We start from the raw sequence: 16070 nt of genomic DNA, 5'->3' as shown, positions 1-16070 counted from the left end.
GGGCACTCCGTCAGAAGCGGTGAGTGACGCCGAGCGCAAACACCTGCTCGGTGCCGCCCGGTTGCGGTGGCAGACCGGCGACGACGGTATTGCGGGCGTCGCCGCCGTTCTTCATGCAGAGATAGCGTGCGTAGAGCGATGTCCGCTTCGACAGCGGATGGTCGTAGCCGACGCCGAGCGCGGTCGCATCGTTCGCCGAACCCTTCACGTCGCGGCGCACCACCGACACGAGCACGCGATCGAGCGCGCCGACGTTGATCGACGCACCGACGCTCGCGGTCGAGAACGCGGGCAGGCGCGCCGCCGTGCCGACGCCATACAGGAACGCGGCGTACAGCTTGACGCGCGCGAACGCGTAGTTGGCCGCGAACACGTAGTGGCGGGTCGTCGACGGGGAGACGACGGGCGCCAGGTTGCCGGCCGACGTATCGCCCTGGAAGCCGGCGCCGACGTAGAGCCCGCCGATCCGGTACTGAAGCCCGGCGCCGTAGTTGCGTCCGGCTTGCGTCGAGAGTGCGTTCGGCGTCGGAAAGCCGTACGTGGCCATCACGCGCAGGCCGTTCCAGTCGGGACTCAGATACGACGCCGCCTGGTTGAAGCGCGGAATCGGCGGGGTCGTGTTGCTCGTGATCGTGTCGGTCGACGTTGCGAGCAGCGCGAGCGGCGACATCCGCTCGTTGAGTCCGAACGGATCGCCGTCGTACACGACGTAGAACGCGGGCGTGTATTGCCGGCCGAGCCGCAGGTCGCCGTAGCGCGTGTTCTGCAGCGATACATAGGCCTGTCGGTAGAACAGCGTGCCGCCCTGGAACGATCCGTCGGCTGGCGAGAAACCGCTTTCCAGCACGAATTTCGTCGATGTGCCGCCGCCGAGATCCTCGACGCCCGTCAGGCCGAAGCGGCTCGTCGACGCGCCGCCGCCGCTTTGCCGCAGGGTCGACAGACTGCCGATGCGATCGAATTCGACGTAGCTGTCGACGATCCCGTACAGCGTGACCGACGACGCGTGCGCCGGCGTGGCGCACAGCACGCACGCGCCGACCAGGAATGCTTTCCGTTGCATGAAGGTGTCTCCGTCCATGTTTTTTGGGCGCGCCCGCGTTCTGGGAGCGGTGCGCGCGGATGCTGCGGTGCGGCGCCGGGCTCAGCGGCCCTTGAACACCGGCTTGCGCTTCTCGAGAAACGCGCGGGCGCCCTCGATCCGGTCCTCGCTCGCGTAGACGTCGGGGCCGACGTCCAGCCGCAGCGCGGCGGCCACCGGCAGCCCCTGGCTGCGCGTCGCGGTTTCCTTGATGCGGCGGATCGTGAGCGGTGCGTTCGCGGCGATCGTCTGTGCCAGCTCGCGCACGGTGTCGTCGAGTGCGGCGCCGGGCACGACGCGGTTCAGCAGGCCGGCGCGTTGCGCTTCGTCTGCGTCGAAGCGGCGGCCCGTGAACAGCAGCTCCATCGCGATCGCGCGCGGCAACATGCGCGGCAGCAGCACGCTCGCGAAGTTCGCGCCCATGCCGACCCGCGCTTCGGGCAGCGCGAAGGTCGCGTGAGCGGCGGCGATCCGCAGGTCGCACGCGAGCGCGATTTCGCAGCCGCCGCCGATCGCGTAGCCGTTGATGGCCGCGATGGTCGGCTTGCGCAGCTCCAGGATCAGCTCGTGCACGTTGCGTGCGAGCCCACGCATCGGCTGCATTCCGCGGATCTCGGGGTCGCCGAGATCGACGCCCGCGCTGAATGCGCGTTCGCCCGCGCCGCGGATCACGACGACGCGAATCGACGGGTTGTCGTCGAGCGTGACGAGCGCGTCGCACAGGCGGCGGATCGCGTCGGCGGACAGCGCATTGGCGACGTGTGGGCGATGGATCGTCAGCCACGCGATGCCGTCGGCGTCGTCGCGCAGGATAGACGGGGCATCGTCGCCCGCCGGTGAAGAAAAGCGCTGGGTGGTCATGACGCGCTCCCGGCCACGTCCGCCCGCGTGTCGTGCAGCACGCCGGCCTGCCGCAGCGCGTCGCGGCGCGCCGCGTCGATCCCGAACGCGTCGAGCACGGCGTCGGTGTCGGCGGCAAACGGTTGGGGCGGCCGGCGTATCGAGCCGGGCGTGCGGGACAGTTTGGCGGGAATGCCCGCGCCGGTGTACGTATCGGTATCGACGAACATCGCGTTGCGCGCCGCCTGCGGATGGCCGAACGCATCGGCCACAGTGTTCACCGGCCCCGTCGCGACGCCGGCGTGCATCAGCCGCTCGACGACCTCGTCCGCCTGCAGTTCGGCGGTCAGCTGGCCGAGCAGCGTGTCGAGCGCTTCGCGATGCGCGACGCGCTGCGCATTGGTCGCGAAGCGCGGATCGCGCGCCAGTTCGGGCACGCCGAGCGCCTCGACGAGCCGCGCGAACGTGCGGTTGTTGCCGGCGCCGGTCGCGACCGGCTTGTCCTTGCACGGATAGACACCGTACGGCGCGATCGCGCCGTACACGTTGCCGGTCGCGACGGGCACGTCGCCGGTCGCCATCCAGCTCGTGCTGACCGGATGCAGCATCGACAGCGCGGTGCTGAACAGGTCGATGTCGACGTGCTGTCCGAGGCCGGAGCGCGTCCGCTCGACCAGCGCGACCAGGATGGTGGAGACGGCGCTCAGGCCGGCCGCATGATCGACGACCGGAAACGGCACCTTGAGCGGCATGCCGCCCGGCTCGCCGTTGATCGACATGAAGCCGGCGAGGCCCTGCGCGACCGCGTCGTAGCCCGGAAACCGCGCGAGCGGGCCGTCGGTGCCGTAGCCGGAAATCGAGCAGTGGACGAGGCGCGGAAAGCGTGCGCGCAGGCAGTGTTCGTAGTCGATGCCCCAGCGTTCGAGCGTGCCCTGCTTGAAGTTGTCGATCAACACGTCGGCCGTTTCGAGCACGCGCAACAGCACGTCGCGTCCGTCGGGATGCGACAGGTCGAGCGCGAGATTGCGCTTGTTGCGGTTGAGCCCCCAGTAGTAGCTGGAGATGCCGTTCGGCATCGCGGGCCCCCAGTCGCGCGTTTCGTCGCCCTGCGGCGGTTCGATCTTGATGACGTCCGCGCCATGGTCGGCGAGCGTCTGCGCGCAGAACGGCCCCGCGTAGACGCGGCTCAGGTCCACCACGCGCACGCCTGCAAGTGCGCCTTCGTTGCTGCTGGTCATGACGATGTCTCCTTCGATGTGGATTCGACGGGCCGGCAGGCCGGCATGCGTCGGCTGCACGGCCGCGATGCGTCGCGGGTTCAGCCGCGCGAGGCGAACAGCGCGGTGACCGCCGCGCGATGCTCGGGGCTGGCGTGCGCGAACGCCTGGTACGACGCCGACAGGTCGAGCAGCGTGTCGAGGCTCGCGTGGCGGCCTTCGCGCAGCAGCCGCTTGGTCAGGCGCAACGCGGTGCCCGAATGACGGGCGATGCGGCCGGCCAGTTCCTGCGCATGCGCGAGGAGGTCACCGTCGGGCACGACGCGCGACACGAGCCCGCAGCGCAGCGCGGCCTGCGCGTCCAGCGCATCGCCGGTGAACGACATTTCCGCGGCGACCGCGGCGCCGACGATCTGCGGCAGGAACCACGCGCCGCCGTCGCCCGGCACGAGGCCGAGCGCGATGAAACTCTCCGCGAAGCGCGCGCTGTCGGCGGCGATGCGGATGTCGCACATGCACGCGAGGTCGGTGCCGGCGCCGATGGCAGGGCCGTTGACTGCCGCGATGGCCGGCACTTCGAGATGCAGGAACGCGTGCGCGAGCCGCTGGATGCCGCGCCGATAGCCGGTCCGGATCGCGGCAGGGTCGTGCGGGCCCGATTCCATGAACGTGCGCATCGTCTTCACGTTGCCGCCCGACGAGAACGTCGTGCCGGCGCCGGTCAGGACCAGCACGCGGATCGATTCGTCGCGGTTCGCTTCGTCGCAGCATTCGGTCAGCGCGTCGATCGCATCGGTGTCCGAAATGGCGTTGCGGGTGTCGGGACGGTTCATCGTGACGGTCAGGATCGCGCCCTGCCGTTCACGGTTCAAAAAAGCTGCCATGGTGTCTCCGTGTATTCGGTGCCGCGGGACTTCACGCCGCGGCCCGAAGCCTAGTATCGTCACGACGGTCGGCGGCGGGAAATTCCGTTCCACATACGTGGAAGGCCCGTGCCGGTCTCTGCGGAGAAGGCGGGATGAGCGGAAACGTGGTCAAGAGCGCAGCGCGCGTGTTCGAGGTGCTGGAACTCTTCAGCACCTTGCAGCGGCCGCTGAGCGTGCGCGAGATCGCCACGCGGTGCGGGTATCCGGGATCGAGCGCGGCGGCGCTGCTGACCAGCATGAAGACGCTCGGCTACCTCGCATACGACGACTCGACCCACGCGTATGCGCCCACCGCGCGGCTCGTCAATCTCGGCGAAGCGCTGGTCGATTCGGCGGCCGGCAGCCGTCGGCACTGGCATGCCGTCGCGAAGCGGCTGGCGGCGCGCACGCACGAGGCGGTCGTGGTCGCGGTGCAGAGCGACCTGTACGTGCAGTACATCGATGCGGTCGAAGGCTCGCATTCGATTCCGGTGCAGTTCTATGCGCCGATCGGCACGCGTCGCGAGATCTGCATGTCGGGCCTTGGCTGGGCGCTGCTGAGCCTCCAGCCGGACAGCACGATCCGCCGGCTCGTGTCGCGCAGCATCCGCCGGATCGGGAAGTCGGGCAGGACGATCGACGAGGACGTCGTGCTCGACAAGGTCGAACAGACCCGCCGGCTCGGCTATTCGTATTCGGCGCATACCGTCACGCAGGGCGCCGCGATGATTTCGATGGTGATCGCGGACGGCTGGAACGGGCTGCCGCTGGCGATGGGCGTGGCCGGGCCCGTCGAGCGGATCGACCCGCATCGGGACGCGATCGTGCGCGCGATGCGGGCGGCGCTCGCCGAGCGTGCGTGCGACGTGGTCGGCTAGGGAACATTCCGCTGTTTGGAGAAATTCATTCGTGAGGCCAGCGCAAGCCCGTTATTCGCGTGAACAGGTCCTAACCGCGCGAAACCGGCGCGCGCAGGCATTCACATAGAATCGGGACGTTTCGCCGCTCCTGTCCCGACTGCATTTCAGCGAGGCCGCCATGCCATTAAACGCGCCGCTTTCCGGCATCCACGTCATCGAATTCGAAGGTCTCGGCCCCGGTCCGCTCGCGGGCTGGATGCTTGCCGGCATGGGCGCGCGCATCACGCTGGTCGCGCGCCCGTCCGGCCGCACCAGTGCGCCGGACGCGCTGCGGGCCCGCGACGGCGACCTGCTGCGCGAAGGCAAGACGATCGTCGAACTCGACCTGAAGGCGCCAGCCGGGCGTGACGCCGCGCTCGACCTGATCGCGCAAGCCGATGCGCTGATCGAGGGCTTGCGGCCCGGCGTGATGGAGCGGCTCGGCCTCGGGCCCGACGTTTGCGCGCGCCGCCATCCGAAGTTGGTCTACGGGCGCATGACGGGCTGGGGCCAGCACGGCCCGCTCGCGGCCGCGGCGGGGCACGACCTGAACTACGTCGCGCTGACCGGGCTGCTGTCGCTGTCCGCGCCGCGCGACGGCCGGCCGGGCGTGCCGCCGACCGTCGTCGGCGATGCGGGCGGCGCGCTCGGGCTCGCGTTCGGGATCGTCTGTGCGTTGCTCGACGTGCGCGGCGGCAGGCCGGGGCGCGTGGTCGATGGCGCGATCGTCGACATCGTGTCGATGCTTGGTTCGCTCGCGCTGTGGGCACGCGCGAACGGGCTGCTCGACGGCGCGCAGCCGAGCCTGTTCCACGACGCGCCGTTCTACGACGTGTATCGCTGCGCGGACGGCGAATGCGTGACGATCGGCGCGCTGGAACCGCCGTTCTATGCGCTGCTGGTCGAACGGCTCGGGCTGACCGACGTCGATCCCGCGTCGCAGTACGACCGGGCGCGCTGGCCCGCGCTGAAGGCGCGTTTCGCTGAGGTGTTCGCGCAACAGCCGTCCGCGCACTGGCGCGCGCTGCTCGAAGGCACCGACGCGTGTTTTGCGCCGGTGCTGAGCGTGGCCGACGCGGCCGTGCATCCGCACAATGCGGCGCGCGGCATCTATCGGACGGATGAGCACGGGAACGTGCGGGCGCGGGTGGCGCCGCGGTTTTTGCCGTTGGCGGGGGATGACGCCGACTAGGGCCGTCTTTCAGGAGGCTGCTTCCGCTCCTCGACGGTCGAGTGCCCAGCGCATCCGAGAACTAATTTTGATGCTAAATTTAGTATCAAATGAAGTGCAATCGACGCTCGATCGAAAAAGGAGCAGACATGCCCCACACCATTCTGGCGAGCGTGACGGCGAGCGTCTCGGAGCTGAAGCGGAATCCGATGGGAACCGTTGCCGCAGGCGAAGGTTTTCCGGTCGCGATCCTGAATCACAACGAACCCGCGTTCTACTGCATTCCCGCGAAGACGTGGGAGGCGATGGTCGAACGTTTGGAAGACATCGAAGACAATGCGTTGGCCGATTCGCGCGCCAAGGAGAAGGTCGTCAAGGTCAAGCTGAATGACCTTTGAACTCGCCTTTCTCGAACCTGCATTGAAGGAGTGGAAGAAGCTCGATCGCACCGTGCGCGATCAATTCAAGGCCAGGCTCGCGGAGCGGCTGGAGCATCCCCGCATCCCGTCAGCCAAATTGCATGGCCACCCGGATCGCGACAAGATCAAGCTGCGTGGTGTCGGCTATCGCCTCGTCTACGAAGTGCGCGACGCGGAAGTCATCGTGCTGGTGGTCGCGGTGGGCCGCCGCGAGCGTGATGCGGTTTATCTGGCTGCGATGAAACGCTAGCGCGGCATCAACGCTCGGCCTCGGCAACTCACGCCGTTTCCGCCGGCGCATCCGGCATCTTGCCGTCGCCGACGCGGTTGATCGTGCCTTGCGCGATCGCGACGAGCCGTTCGTGGTCGCCGTCGATGACGAACACGTGGCACTGGCAGGTCGCCTGGTGCCGGCCCGCGTAGACGAGCTTCGCGCGGGCGACGAGCGTGCCGTTCACGGCCGGCCGCAGGTAGTTGATCTTGTATTCGGCGGTGATCACGCGCGGGCCGAGCACGAGCGCGCCGGCGAACGTCAGCGCGTTGTCCGCGAGATAGCTGATGACGCCGCCGTGCACGAAACCGTGCTGCTGCCGCAATTCCTCGCGCACCGGCAGACACAGCGACACTTCGTTGTCGCCGATATGCATCAGCTGCGTGCCCAGCAGCATGCTGAACGGCTGCGCGCGCAATGCGCCGCGCGCGTGGTCCGTGATGTCGGTCATTGAACGTCCTTGGAAATGAGTGCCCGCTTGCGCTGAACTCTAGGAAGGGGGCTCCGGATAAGCAAGGAAATTCGTCCGCGTTTCGTGCAAATCCCGGCGCGATGCGACGCGATTATTGTGCCGAATACGCAAGATCTCCGCGTTTGCGGGCGATTCGCCTGCATTGGCGGCCATTCCGCCTAAAGTCCGACGAAGAAATGCCGCTAATGCCGGGGCATCGCCTCATCGTCCGCTCTTCAGGAATTCCCCCATGTTCGGAAAAATCAAGCTCGCGTCGGGTCTGCTCGGCGTGTTGACCGTGTTCTGCCTCTTCCTGTTCGCGATCGAAGCGCTCGGCTTCTGGACGCTCGCGTCGACGCGCCGCGGCGTCGACGATCTGTCGAACGTCGCGATCTCGCAGGTCGACGCGGCCAGCCGCGCGACCGAGCAACTGCTCGACGCGCGCATCAACCTGTCGCGGGCCGGCACGCGGATGGTGCGCGGCGGCCCGAAACCCGAAGACATCATCCGCCATGCGGGCGCGTCGCTCGCGGAAGCGGACAAGGCGTTCGCGGCGCTGACGGCCGCGCAGCCGGTCGACGACACCAACCGCACGCGCGTCGCGGCGCTCACCGAGCGTTATCGCGCGCTGCGCGGCGCGCTGGGCGAACTCGTGCAGTTCCTCGACGCCGACAACATCCAGGCGTTCCTCGACCAGCCGACCCAGGGCTTCCAGGACGCGTACATCGCCGAACTGCATCGCTTTACCGACTACGGCGGCACGTCGAGCCGCGCGGCGCTCGACACCATCGACGGCGGCATGCTGTGGTTCAAGTCGGTCGGCATCGTGCTGCTGGTGGCGATGCTCGCGGCGAGCGTCGCGATCTACGCGGCCGCGCGGCGCGCGGTCGTCGCGCCGCTGGAGCAGGCCGGCCGCCATTTCGAGCGGATCGCGCAGGGCCGTCTCGACGAAGCCGTGCAGGCGGGCGGCGTGTTCGAGATCGACCGGATGCTGCGCGGCCTCGCCACGATGCAGACGAGCATCGCGGGCACCGTGCGCACGGTGCGCCAGGCGTCCGACGCGATCCATCTCGGCGCCGGCGAGATCGCGGGCGGCAACGCCGACCTGTCGGCGCGCACGGGCACGCAGGCCGCGTCGCTCGAGGAAACCGCCGCGAGCATGGAGGAACTGACCGCGACTGTCCGCCAGAACACCGACAGCGCCCGCGCGGCGAGCGCGCTGGCCGACGCGGCGCTCGAAGCGACGAGCCACGGCGGCGGCGTGGTCGACAGCGTGATCGACCGGATGCGCGGCATCGCGCAGAGCTCGGGGCGCATCGCGGAGATCATCTCGGTGATCGACGGCATCGCGTTCCAGACCAACATCCTCGCGCTGAACGCGGCGGTCGAGGCCGCGCGGGCCGGCGAACAGGGGCGCGGCTTCGCGGTGGTCGCGGGCGAAGTGCGCTCGCTCGCGCAGCGCAGCGCGCAGTCGGCGAAGGAGATCAAGGCGCTGATCGAGGATTCGGTCGCGCAGATCAACGGCGGCGCGGCGCTCGTCGAGCGCGCCGGCGACGCGATGCGCACGGTGTCGGCGTCGATCACGCGCGTCGTGCAGACGATGTCGGAGATCACGGCGGCGTCGGTCGAGCAGAGCGTCGGGATCGAGCAGGTGAACCAGGCCGTCACGCAGATGGATCAGCTGACGCAGCAGAACGCCGCGCTGGTCGAGGAAGTCGCGGCGGCGGCCGCGTCGCTGAACGACCAGACCGCGCACCTGATGCAGGCGGTGTCGGTGTTCGAACTGGGCGACGGGCGCGCCGCACGCGGCGATCGCGCGGCGCCGTCGTTCGCTGCGACGGGTTACGAACCGGCCGGCAGCGCCGCGTAGGCGGTCGCGAGGTGGTAGGGCGTCGTCGACGGCATGTCGGCGCGCGACACCTGCCCGTCGGCCGTCTTGCACTCGAACCAGCCGCGCGGATGCAGGAAGCGCGCGGCGAACCGCTCGATCTGGCGTGCGAGCGGCGCGGAGGCCGGCGTGCCGCCGTGCGTCGCGAGTGCGCGCAGGTATTCGGTCTGCGCCCAGATCCGCTGCGTGCCGTCGATGCACGCGCCTTGCGCGTCGAGCGCCGCGCACACGCCGCCCGTCTGCGGATCGACGCCGTATTGCTCGGCGAACGCGAACGCGCGCGACAGCGCGGCGGGGAGCCCGGTCTGCGCGAGCCGCGCACCGGCCGCGTCGACCAGATAGAACCACTCGAACTGATGGCCGGGCTCGAAACGGTTGTCGGCCGCCCCGAGCGGCAGTTCGGCCACGCAGCCGGTCGCCGCGTCGACGAACGTGCGCTCGACGGCCTGCGCGGTGCGCGCGAGCGCATCGTCGAACGCCGGGTCGCCGAACGCATCGGCGGCCGCGAGCCACGCTTCGGTCAGGTGCATCAGCGGATTCTGCAGCGCGCCGCTGCCGGATGACGAGAAATCGGCGTGGCGCGCGGCATCGAGCAACGCGTCGCCGTGGCGCGGCGCGAAGCGGTCCTGGATCAGCGCGGCGGTGGTTTCGGCCACCGTGCGCGCAGCGGCGTCGCCCGACGCCGCATGCCATGCGGCGCACGCGAACACGATGAACGCGTGCGTATAGAGATCCTTGGTCGTATCGAGCGGCGCGCCCTGCGCGTCGACGCTGTAGATCCAGCCGCCGTGGCGCGCGTCGCGAAAGTGCCGGCACAGCGCGTCGAACAGCGTGGCCGCGTGCGCGGTGTCGCCGGCCTGCGCGAACACGAACAGTTGCCGGGCGCACGCCATTGCGCGATAACGGGTCACGGGCAGCGGCGCATGGGTGGCCGGATCGACGGCCTCGAACGGCAGTTGCAATGCCGGGTCGAACCCTGAACCCCGCCAGATCGGCAAGACGACGTGCGCGAAATGGTGGCGCAGTTGGGCGGCCTGGGCGGAAGCGGAGTCGGAAACGGGCATGGCGGGGTTGAGCGCTTGGATCGAAACGTGTCGGCGGCCCGGAGAATCGGCGCGGCCGGGGCCAAGGATAAAACATTCCGCGCGGCCGGCACCAAAAAAAGGAGATAAATCGGATGCTCAGCAACCTGGAACTCGTGATGCGGCTCGTTCTCGCGGCGGCGCTCGGGAGCGTCATCGGCTTCGAGCGCGAGCGCCTGTCGTGGGCGGCCGGCCTGCGCACGCACATGCTGGTGTGCGTCGGCTCGACGCTGATCATGATCGTGTCGGCGTTCGGTTTCGCCGACGTGCTCGGCACCAGCGACCACGTCGTGCTCGATCCGTCGCGGATCGCCGCGCAGGTCGTGTCGGGCATCGGCTTCCTCGGCGCGGGCTCGATCCTGCTGCGCGGCGAGATCGTGCGCGGGCTGACGACGGCCGCGAGCCTGTGGTCGGTCGCCGCGATCGGCCTCGCCGTGGGCGGCGGGCTCTATGTCGCGGCGATTTCGGCGACGATCATCATTTTGATCATCCTGGCCGGCATCAAGCCGCTGGAGCGGCGTTATTTCACGGTGCGGCAGCGGCGCCAGCTCGCGTTGACGGTGGCGAGCGGCACGCTGACGTTCGATTCGCTGCACGCGGCGCTCGGCCCCGACAGTGCGCGCGTGAAGCAGTTCATCGTGCAGCGTGCCGACGACACGGGCGAGCAGGACGAGGTGCGCATCGCGCTCGCGCGGGTGTCGGAAGGCGAATACAAGGCGATCTGCGACAAGCTGCGCGCGCTGCCGGGCGTCACGCGGTTCGACGGCGGGAACGGGCTGGGGGGCGACGAATAGCAGGCCTGTCAGCACGAATGCGCTGGGCGGAGGGAGTCGTCGGTCCGGGGCGTTGGTTGATGCCGTCGAGCGCGACGGCAACCTGGACGTCGCTGGTGGAATGTCGTTGGCGTAATCCAACCGTCAATCGGTAGTGGAGACGCGATGATATCTGGCAACGTACTTTGCCTGAGCGATGATTTTCCCGTGCATCTGATAAGCGACGACTGCGGGACTTGCCGCCGGCGCCACGTCGATTTTTGCCACGTTCAGGGCGGACGCCGTCACGACATATCGATGCGACGCCCCCTGAGGCGGGCAGGGCCCACCGTATCCGGATTCGCCAAAATCCGTCAATGTCTCGACAGCGCCGCTCGGCATGAGCTTCGGATTGCCGGAAGCGCCTTTTTCGATCGACGACGCCGAAGGTGGAATATTGACGATTTCCCAGTGGGTCCAGCCGAGCCCCCCGGTCGGCGCATCGGGATCGAAGATCGTCACGACGATGCTCTTCGTGCCGCGCGGAACGTGAGCCCACGAAATGCGCGGCGAAACGTTCTGACCGTGACAGCCGAAACCTCCGTACACGTGTTCGTTCGTAAAGTGCCCGCGATGGAGGTCATCGACCGTGATCGTGAACGGCTCCGCGCTGGCTCTCGCCGGGATGAACCCTAATGCCGTTGAGGTGAATAGCATCGCGGACAAAAAAAATCCTCGGTCGCATGACGTTGCTCCGTTGATGGGTGAGAGTTCAGTACAACGGTATCCACCGTATCTTGTAGCGATGCGCCCCGGAAGGCGCATTCGCGAACCACGGTGTTGCCTTGGCTGCAACGTCGACGCGTAGCTACTGTCAACGTTTCTCTCGACCTGTTAGCCCTGAGCCGTCGCGATAGCCGGATCAAGGAGATGGGCAGACGGATCATTGACGACGCGTTGTGGAACCTGATCGAGCCACTTCTACCACCGGCCAAGTCCCCGTCGGTTCAAGTATCCGCGTCGCAAGCCCGTGCTGAATCGCGCAGCGCTGACGGGCATTCTGTTCGTGCTGAAGACCTGCATTCGCTGGCGCGATCTTCCTGCCAAAATGGGATGTGGCTCGTGCGTGAGTTGCTGGCTGCTGCCGCGGGACTGGCAAGAGGCTGCAGTCCGGGATGCATTTCACGCGTTGCTGTTGACCAAACTACTGCGAATCCCTGTCGATCCTCGCTTCCCTCGAGGCCGGGCCTTCGCACTGCGAATCAATACTCGCCTTTATGGTCGAAACATGTTCCAATTATTGCAACATTGCATGCCACTTTTGATCCGATCATGGACGCCAATTCGGCCACGCAGTTTCCGTGTTCCAACGCCTCTCCCTCAGAGGGTCGCATCCTGACAGCGCTACCAGATACATGGAAAAGCGCACCAGTGGCGTCACCGTGGGATGGGATTCAAGTGCATAACTATCAGATCCGCGAAGAGGGAGAAGTACGGGATTTGCGATTCGAATCGAACCTGCTTCTTTGCTTGTATCGAAAGCCCCACGAGCGGGTTGAAAGCCTCAATCGATTCGGCCGCTGGCAGCACGCCGACGCTTCAGATAGCAGTGTGGCGTATGGTCCACCTAATGCGGCGTTGAATTATCGATGGGGCGTCAACCTCGAGCAAAGCCATCTCATTATCAATATCGATTGGCTTCAGGGTACCTCCGGCCGGATGCCGATCCCGCTCCATGGGTGGTTTGCGGGTATCCACGATCGCATACTGGTGCAACTCATTGACGAGATCGTGCGGGACGCGTCATCGGGCACGCCTACTGGCGTCGAACATGCCGAGTGGTTGGCGCTCTCGGCGCTTTACCGCTTCACGGCGCTGGCCCGAAATACCACATGGGAGTGCAACATGGGGCTCGCGGATGCGATTATGGACCGGGCATTGCAATTCATTCACGCTGGGCTGGATTCAACGCTTCGAGTCCGAGAGATCGCTAGTGCCGCGGGCTTCGAGTCAAATTTGTATGGTTTCATGCGCCTGTTCGGAAAGTACACCGGTTTACCACCACATCAATATGTGATGGAAGCTCGCCTCGAGCGTGCGAAGAATCTGTTGCTTCAGGGGCACGGGAGCGTAACCGACGTAGCGCTGGCATGCGGATTCAACAATATGAGCCATTTCTCGACCGCTTTCAAACGCCGATGGGCTGCGTCACCATCCCAGTTGATCAAAGGAAGCCGATGATCGCCACGGCGAGATATCACGTCGAAATCCTGCTCCCGGTCGGGAACGACACACCTTCCGCCCCGTAGGCCGCCTGTACGGAAAATTTATGAAACAAGCCTACAGCCTGCGCTGGTGGGTCGTGGCGCTCGGCTGCCTCGGTACCATCATCGATTATCTGTCCCGCAACGCGCTTGGGGTGATGGCGCCGGAACTCAAGTTCATTTTGAACATGAGTACGCAGCAATACGCATACGTGGTCGGTGCATTTCAGGCGGGCTATTTAGTCATGCAACCGATATGCGGGCTGTTCATAGACTTGATCGGCTTGCGGATTGGCGTTGCTGTATTCGTAGGCATTTCGTCATTTGCGGGTATCTTGCACGGCGTGGCCGGTGGATGGCTATCGCTGGCTGCACTGCGTGCGGTAAAAGGCGCCGCCGATGCTGTCGCGATTCCCGCCGGGATGAAAATCGTTGCCGAATGGTTTCCAGATCACGAAAAATCGGTTGCGGTCGGTTATTTCAACGCTGGCACATCACTCGGCTCACTTTTTGCACCGCTGGTCGTCGTGTTCCTGTCTCGCGAGTATGGCTGGCAAAGCGCGTTCACCATTACCGGCGCGCTGGGTTTCGTATGGTCGGCAATTTGGTATTTTGTCTACCGCTCGCCAGGGCAATACCAGGGGCTGGCCAAGACGAAACACGTCGAGCCTCCCGGTAAGCGAATGTCAGTCCGCACCGAGTGGCATGAAGGAATCCGGCGCATATGGAAGGTGCTTGGAATGCGCCGTTTTTGGGCAATAGCCCAGGCGCGCTTCTTTGCCGAGCCCGTCTGGCAGACCCTGATTTTCTGGGTGCCGCTGTATCTGGCAACGGAACGGCACATGGACCTGAAGCAGATTGCACTGTTTGCATGGCTACCCTTTCTCGCAGCCGACCTGGGTGGCCTTTTCGGCGGATACTTGTCGCCTTTCCTGATCAACCGCTTTCACGTGCGGCTAATCGGATCGCGCGTCGCCGGCGTAGCGCTCGGAGCCGTTTTGATGTTCGGGCCCGCGTGTATTGGGCTAGTCGCTACGCCGCTTCAAGCAATCGTTCTGTTCTGCATGGGTGGTTTTGCACATCAGATGATCTCCGTACTTCTCAATACGCTGTGTGCAGACGTCTTCGAACCGGATGAGGTAGGTACTGCAGCGGGACTGGCCGGTATGGTGGCCTCGATTGGAGGTCTTGGATTTTCGTTGCTGTTGGGTTCGACTGCCGACCGGTTTGGATATGGGCTTCTCTTTGGAGCATTTGGAGCCTTCGATCTGATTGGGGCGACGATACTCTTCATCCTTTTGCGTGGCGTGACGCGCCGGGCTCCGGTCGCCACGGAAGACAGGACCTTTCAATAGTTGCATCGATCGCAGAGTCCGGCGGCTCCGTCCGCCAACGAGCGCCGCATTCCGCCATGCGCAGCCCGGGAAGTAGACGATGCAACGGGCTCATGACTGGGCGTGCTGCTTAAACCTTCTCGAGTCTATATCCGAAGGTGTACACCGACTGCAGCCGGAGGCCATGCTCCCCATTCAGTCGCAGCTTGTTTTTCACGCGATAGATATGGGTGTCAAGCGAGCGCGAGGACGTGTCGCCTGCGTCTCCCCAGACAAACGTTATTAGGTGGTCGCGGGGAACGACGCGCCCGACATTTCTGAAAAGCGTGGCGATGATCTCGAACTCCTTCCTTGTCACTTTAACTGGCTCGTTGTTGACGAAGATATTTCGACCGCCGCGTGGAACCAGGTAATTTCCGACCAAGACGGAGTCATCTGATTCTTCAGAGATGTTCGTGCGTCGGATTACAGCATTCACTCTGGCGATAAAATCTTCTTTGCTCATCGGCATGCGGATCCAGTCATCTGCGCCAGCGTTGAGTACATCCGCGGTGGAACAGTCCGACAATACGCCGGACAAAGCCAAGACGGGAATTTGCTTGCCGAGGTTATGCCGAACCCAGCGGATGAGGTCGAGCCCCGGCATGGCCGGCACAGTCAATTCCAAGATAACGAGATCGAACATCGCTTGTTGAAGGGCGCGCACAGCCTGGGCGCCGTTCTTGACGGCGACCACATCATTTTCGCGTTGCTGACAGAGAAGACGCGCGAGATCACCATATACTGCTCGCTCGTCCAAAAACAAAATCTTCATATATCGTTCGTGTGAAGCGAATATTTCACCTTTGTGTGGTGAAAATCAACCACCTTCGGTTGAGGTGTGGTTCTGATTCTGAGTTAATCTGATGTGTTTCAGAATCAAGTGCATTTCTGAAATGCTAATCTAGTAACGTGTGATCGCGACCCATTTGAAGGGGCGACAATGGCTCACCGGAGCGGAGGCTTCTCTGAGTCTCATCGTGCGCGACCGGGCTCAGCAAAAATTCTTTCCGGTTTTTCCCTTTAATCCAGTGCGGCTCGCGACCGACTCCTGACCACGTGCATCCGGACACCGGATCGTAGTATTTGGCCCTTCTTTTTCGCTGGCGTTGATGTTCAGGGGGGAATACGTCGCGTGCGGTCAAGTTGAACAATTTCACGCACATCCTGATCTCTGATATCACGGCGTCAATCATTTTCAATTTCTCAATCTCAAGTTCGTGATCGAGCCGCTTCTTCAAATCGAGATAATTTTGATAGGTCTGCATTGACGTGTCCTAGAAAGGTGGAAGCAAATTATCTACACGGCTGACGCTTCCTCAAGCAATGGCGAGAGGTGGCGGGGCATTCTCTAAATTCACCCGGACGCCACTGCTATCAGTGCGGCCGGATATAGCAGGTGCGCATACTCGCTCATTGACTACTCCGTGCGATCAGATGTTCGTCCATGGATGTCT

General features: G+C 65.1%; 17 protein-coding genes and 1 pseudogene. 9 read left to right on the top strand and 9 right to left on the bottom strand.

Annotation, left to right across the window (positions count from 1 at the left end; genetic code table 11):
• Nucleotides 1-10: 10 nt before the first annotated feature.
• The 4 genes from GJG85_RS24665 to GJG85_RS24650 form a co-directional block, all read right to left on the bottom strand.
• A complete protein-coding gene (locus GJG85_RS24665) occupies nucleotides 11-1063 on the bottom strand; it encodes a porin (RefSeq protein WP_050013343.1) in 1053 nt (350 codons plus the stop codon).
• 81 nt (nucleotides 1064-1144) lie between these two features.
• Nucleotides 1145-1942, bottom strand: a complete 798-nt coding sequence (locus tag GJG85_RS24660; protein WP_080334222.1) for an enoyl-CoA hydratase-related protein — start codon at nucleotides 1940-1942, stop codon at nucleotides 1145-1147.
• On the bottom strand, nucleotides 1939-3159 hold the full coding sequence (locus GJG85_RS24655; RefSeq protein WP_050013342.1) for a CoA transferase: 1221 nt from the start codon (nucleotides 3157-3159) through the stop codon (nucleotides 1939-1941). Before GJG85_RS24655 ends, GJG85_RS24660 begins: the two co-directional genes overlap by 4 nt.
• A gap of 80 nt (nucleotides 3160-3239) precedes the next feature.
• The gene (locus GJG85_RS24650; RefSeq protein WP_050013341.1) at nucleotides 3240-4022 is read right to left on the bottom strand and encodes a crotonase/enoyl-CoA hydratase family protein; all 783 of its coding nucleotides are present in this window, start codon (nucleotides 4020-4022) and stop codon (nucleotides 3240-3242) included.
• A gap of 134 nt (nucleotides 4023-4156) precedes the next feature.
• Between GJG85_RS24650 and GJG85_RS24645 the strand changes: the two genes are divergently transcribed.
• From GJG85_RS24645 to GJG85_RS24630, 4 genes are all read left to right on the top strand, one after another.
• Nucleotides 4157-4921: a helix-turn-helix domain-containing protein gene (locus GJG85_RS24645; protein WP_050013340.1), complete on the top strand. Its 765-nt coding sequence runs from the start codon at nucleotides 4157-4159 to the stop codon at nucleotides 4919-4921.
• A 160-nt stretch (nucleotides 4922-5081) separates the two neighbouring features.
• Nucleotides 5082-6134 (top strand): CaiB/BaiF CoA-transferase family protein, encoded by a 1053-nt coding sequence (locus GJG85_RS24640; protein ID WP_050013339.1) that lies wholly within the window; start codon nucleotides 5082-5084, stop codon nucleotides 6132-6134.
• Between the two features lie 128 nt (nucleotides 6135-6262).
• Nucleotides 6263-6511 (top strand): type II toxin-antitoxin system Phd/YefM family antitoxin, encoded by a 249-nt coding sequence (locus GJG85_RS24635; RefSeq protein WP_048023838.1) that lies wholly within the window; start codon nucleotides 6263-6265, stop codon nucleotides 6509-6511.
• On the top strand, nucleotides 6501-6782 hold the full coding sequence (locus tag GJG85_RS24630; RefSeq protein ID WP_050018268.1) for a type II toxin-antitoxin system RelE/ParE family toxin: 282 nt from the start codon (nucleotides 6501-6503) through the stop codon (nucleotides 6780-6782). Before GJG85_RS24635 ends, GJG85_RS24630 begins: the two co-directional genes overlap by 11 nt.
• A 28-nt stretch (nucleotides 6783-6810) precedes the next feature.
• Here the strand turns inward: GJG85_RS24630 and GJG85_RS24625 are convergent, their stop codons facing one another.
• Nucleotides 6811-7254, bottom strand: a complete 444-nt coding sequence (locus GJG85_RS24625; protein ID WP_050018269.1) for a PaaI family thioesterase — start codon at nucleotides 7252-7254, stop codon at nucleotides 6811-6813.
• Between the two features lie 250 nt (nucleotides 7255-7504).
• Between GJG85_RS24625 and GJG85_RS24620 the strand changes: the two genes are divergently transcribed.
• Nucleotides 7505-9124, top strand: coding sequence for a methyl-accepting chemotaxis protein (locus tag GJG85_RS24620; RefSeq protein WP_050018270.1), 1620 nt, complete (start codon nucleotides 7505-7507; stop codon nucleotides 9122-9124).
• On the opposite strand, the gene GJG85_RS24615 is transcribed toward GJG85_RS24620, so the two are convergent.
• On the bottom strand, nucleotides 9097-10206 hold the full coding sequence (locus GJG85_RS24615; RefSeq protein WP_176016298.1) for an AGE family epimerase/isomerase: 1110 nt from the start codon (nucleotides 10204-10206) through the stop codon (nucleotides 9097-9099). The two genes, GJG85_RS24620 and GJG85_RS24615, sit on opposite strands and share 28 nt — an antisense overlap.
• 113 nt (nucleotides 10207-10319) lie before the next feature.
• On the opposite strand from GJG85_RS24615, the gene GJG85_RS24610 reads away from it, so the two are divergent.
• Entirely contained in the window at nucleotides 10320-11018 is a 699-nt protein-coding gene (locus tag GJG85_RS24610) for an MgtC/SapB family protein (protein WP_050018272.1), read from the top strand.
• A gap of 123 nt (nucleotides 11019-11141) precedes the next feature.
• Here GJG85_RS24610 and GJG85_RS24605 read toward each other — a convergent pair whose 3' ends face one another.
• Nucleotides 11142-11693, bottom strand: a complete 552-nt coding sequence (locus GJG85_RS24605) for a YbhB/YbcL family Raf kinase inhibitor-like protein (protein ID WP_124631379.1) — start codon at nucleotides 11691-11693, stop codon at nucleotides 11142-11144.
• A 213-nt stretch (nucleotides 11694-11906) separates the two neighbouring features.
• Here GJG85_RS24605 and GJG85_RS24600 point away from each other — a divergent pair.
• From GJG85_RS24600 to GJG85_RS24590, 3 genes and pseudogenes are all read left to right on the top strand, one after another.
• Nucleotides 11907-12183, top strand: a pseudogene (locus GJG85_RS24600) (transposase); the annotation flags it as partial.
• Nucleotides 12184-12308: 125 nt separating this feature from the next.
• Nucleotides 12309-13217: an AraC family transcriptional regulator gene (locus tag GJG85_RS24595; protein ID WP_239468944.1), complete on the top strand. Its 909-nt coding sequence runs from the start codon at nucleotides 12309-12311 to the stop codon at nucleotides 13215-13217.
• A gap of 88 nt (nucleotides 13218-13305) precedes the next feature.
• A complete protein-coding gene (locus tag GJG85_RS24590) occupies nucleotides 13306-14595 on the top strand; it encodes an MFS transporter (RefSeq protein WP_204383937.1) in 1290 nt (429 codons plus the stop codon).
• 109 nt (nucleotides 14596-14704) lie between these two features.
• Here GJG85_RS24590 and GJG85_RS24585 read toward each other — a convergent pair whose 3' ends face one another.
• On the bottom strand, nucleotides 14705-15388 hold the full coding sequence (locus tag GJG85_RS24585) for a response regulator transcription factor (protein WP_124631341.1): 684 nt from the start codon (nucleotides 15386-15388) through the stop codon (nucleotides 14705-14707).
• Nucleotides 15389-15512: 124 nt separating this feature from the next.
• A complete protein-coding gene (locus GJG85_RS24580) occupies nucleotides 15513-15881 on the bottom strand; it encodes an H-NS histone family protein (RefSeq protein ID WP_081083370.1) in 369 nt (122 codons plus the stop codon).
• Between the last annotated feature and the right edge of the window lie 189 nt (nucleotides 15882-16070).

The organism is Burkholderia sp. MS389 (assembly GCF_016899425.1).
Taxonomy (GTDB): Bacteria; Pseudomonadota; Gammaproteobacteria; order Burkholderiales; family Burkholderiaceae; genus Burkholderia; species Burkholderia sola.
Note: the sequence above shows the minus strand (reverse complement) of the source record. Positions and strands in the feature narration are given on the sequence as shown.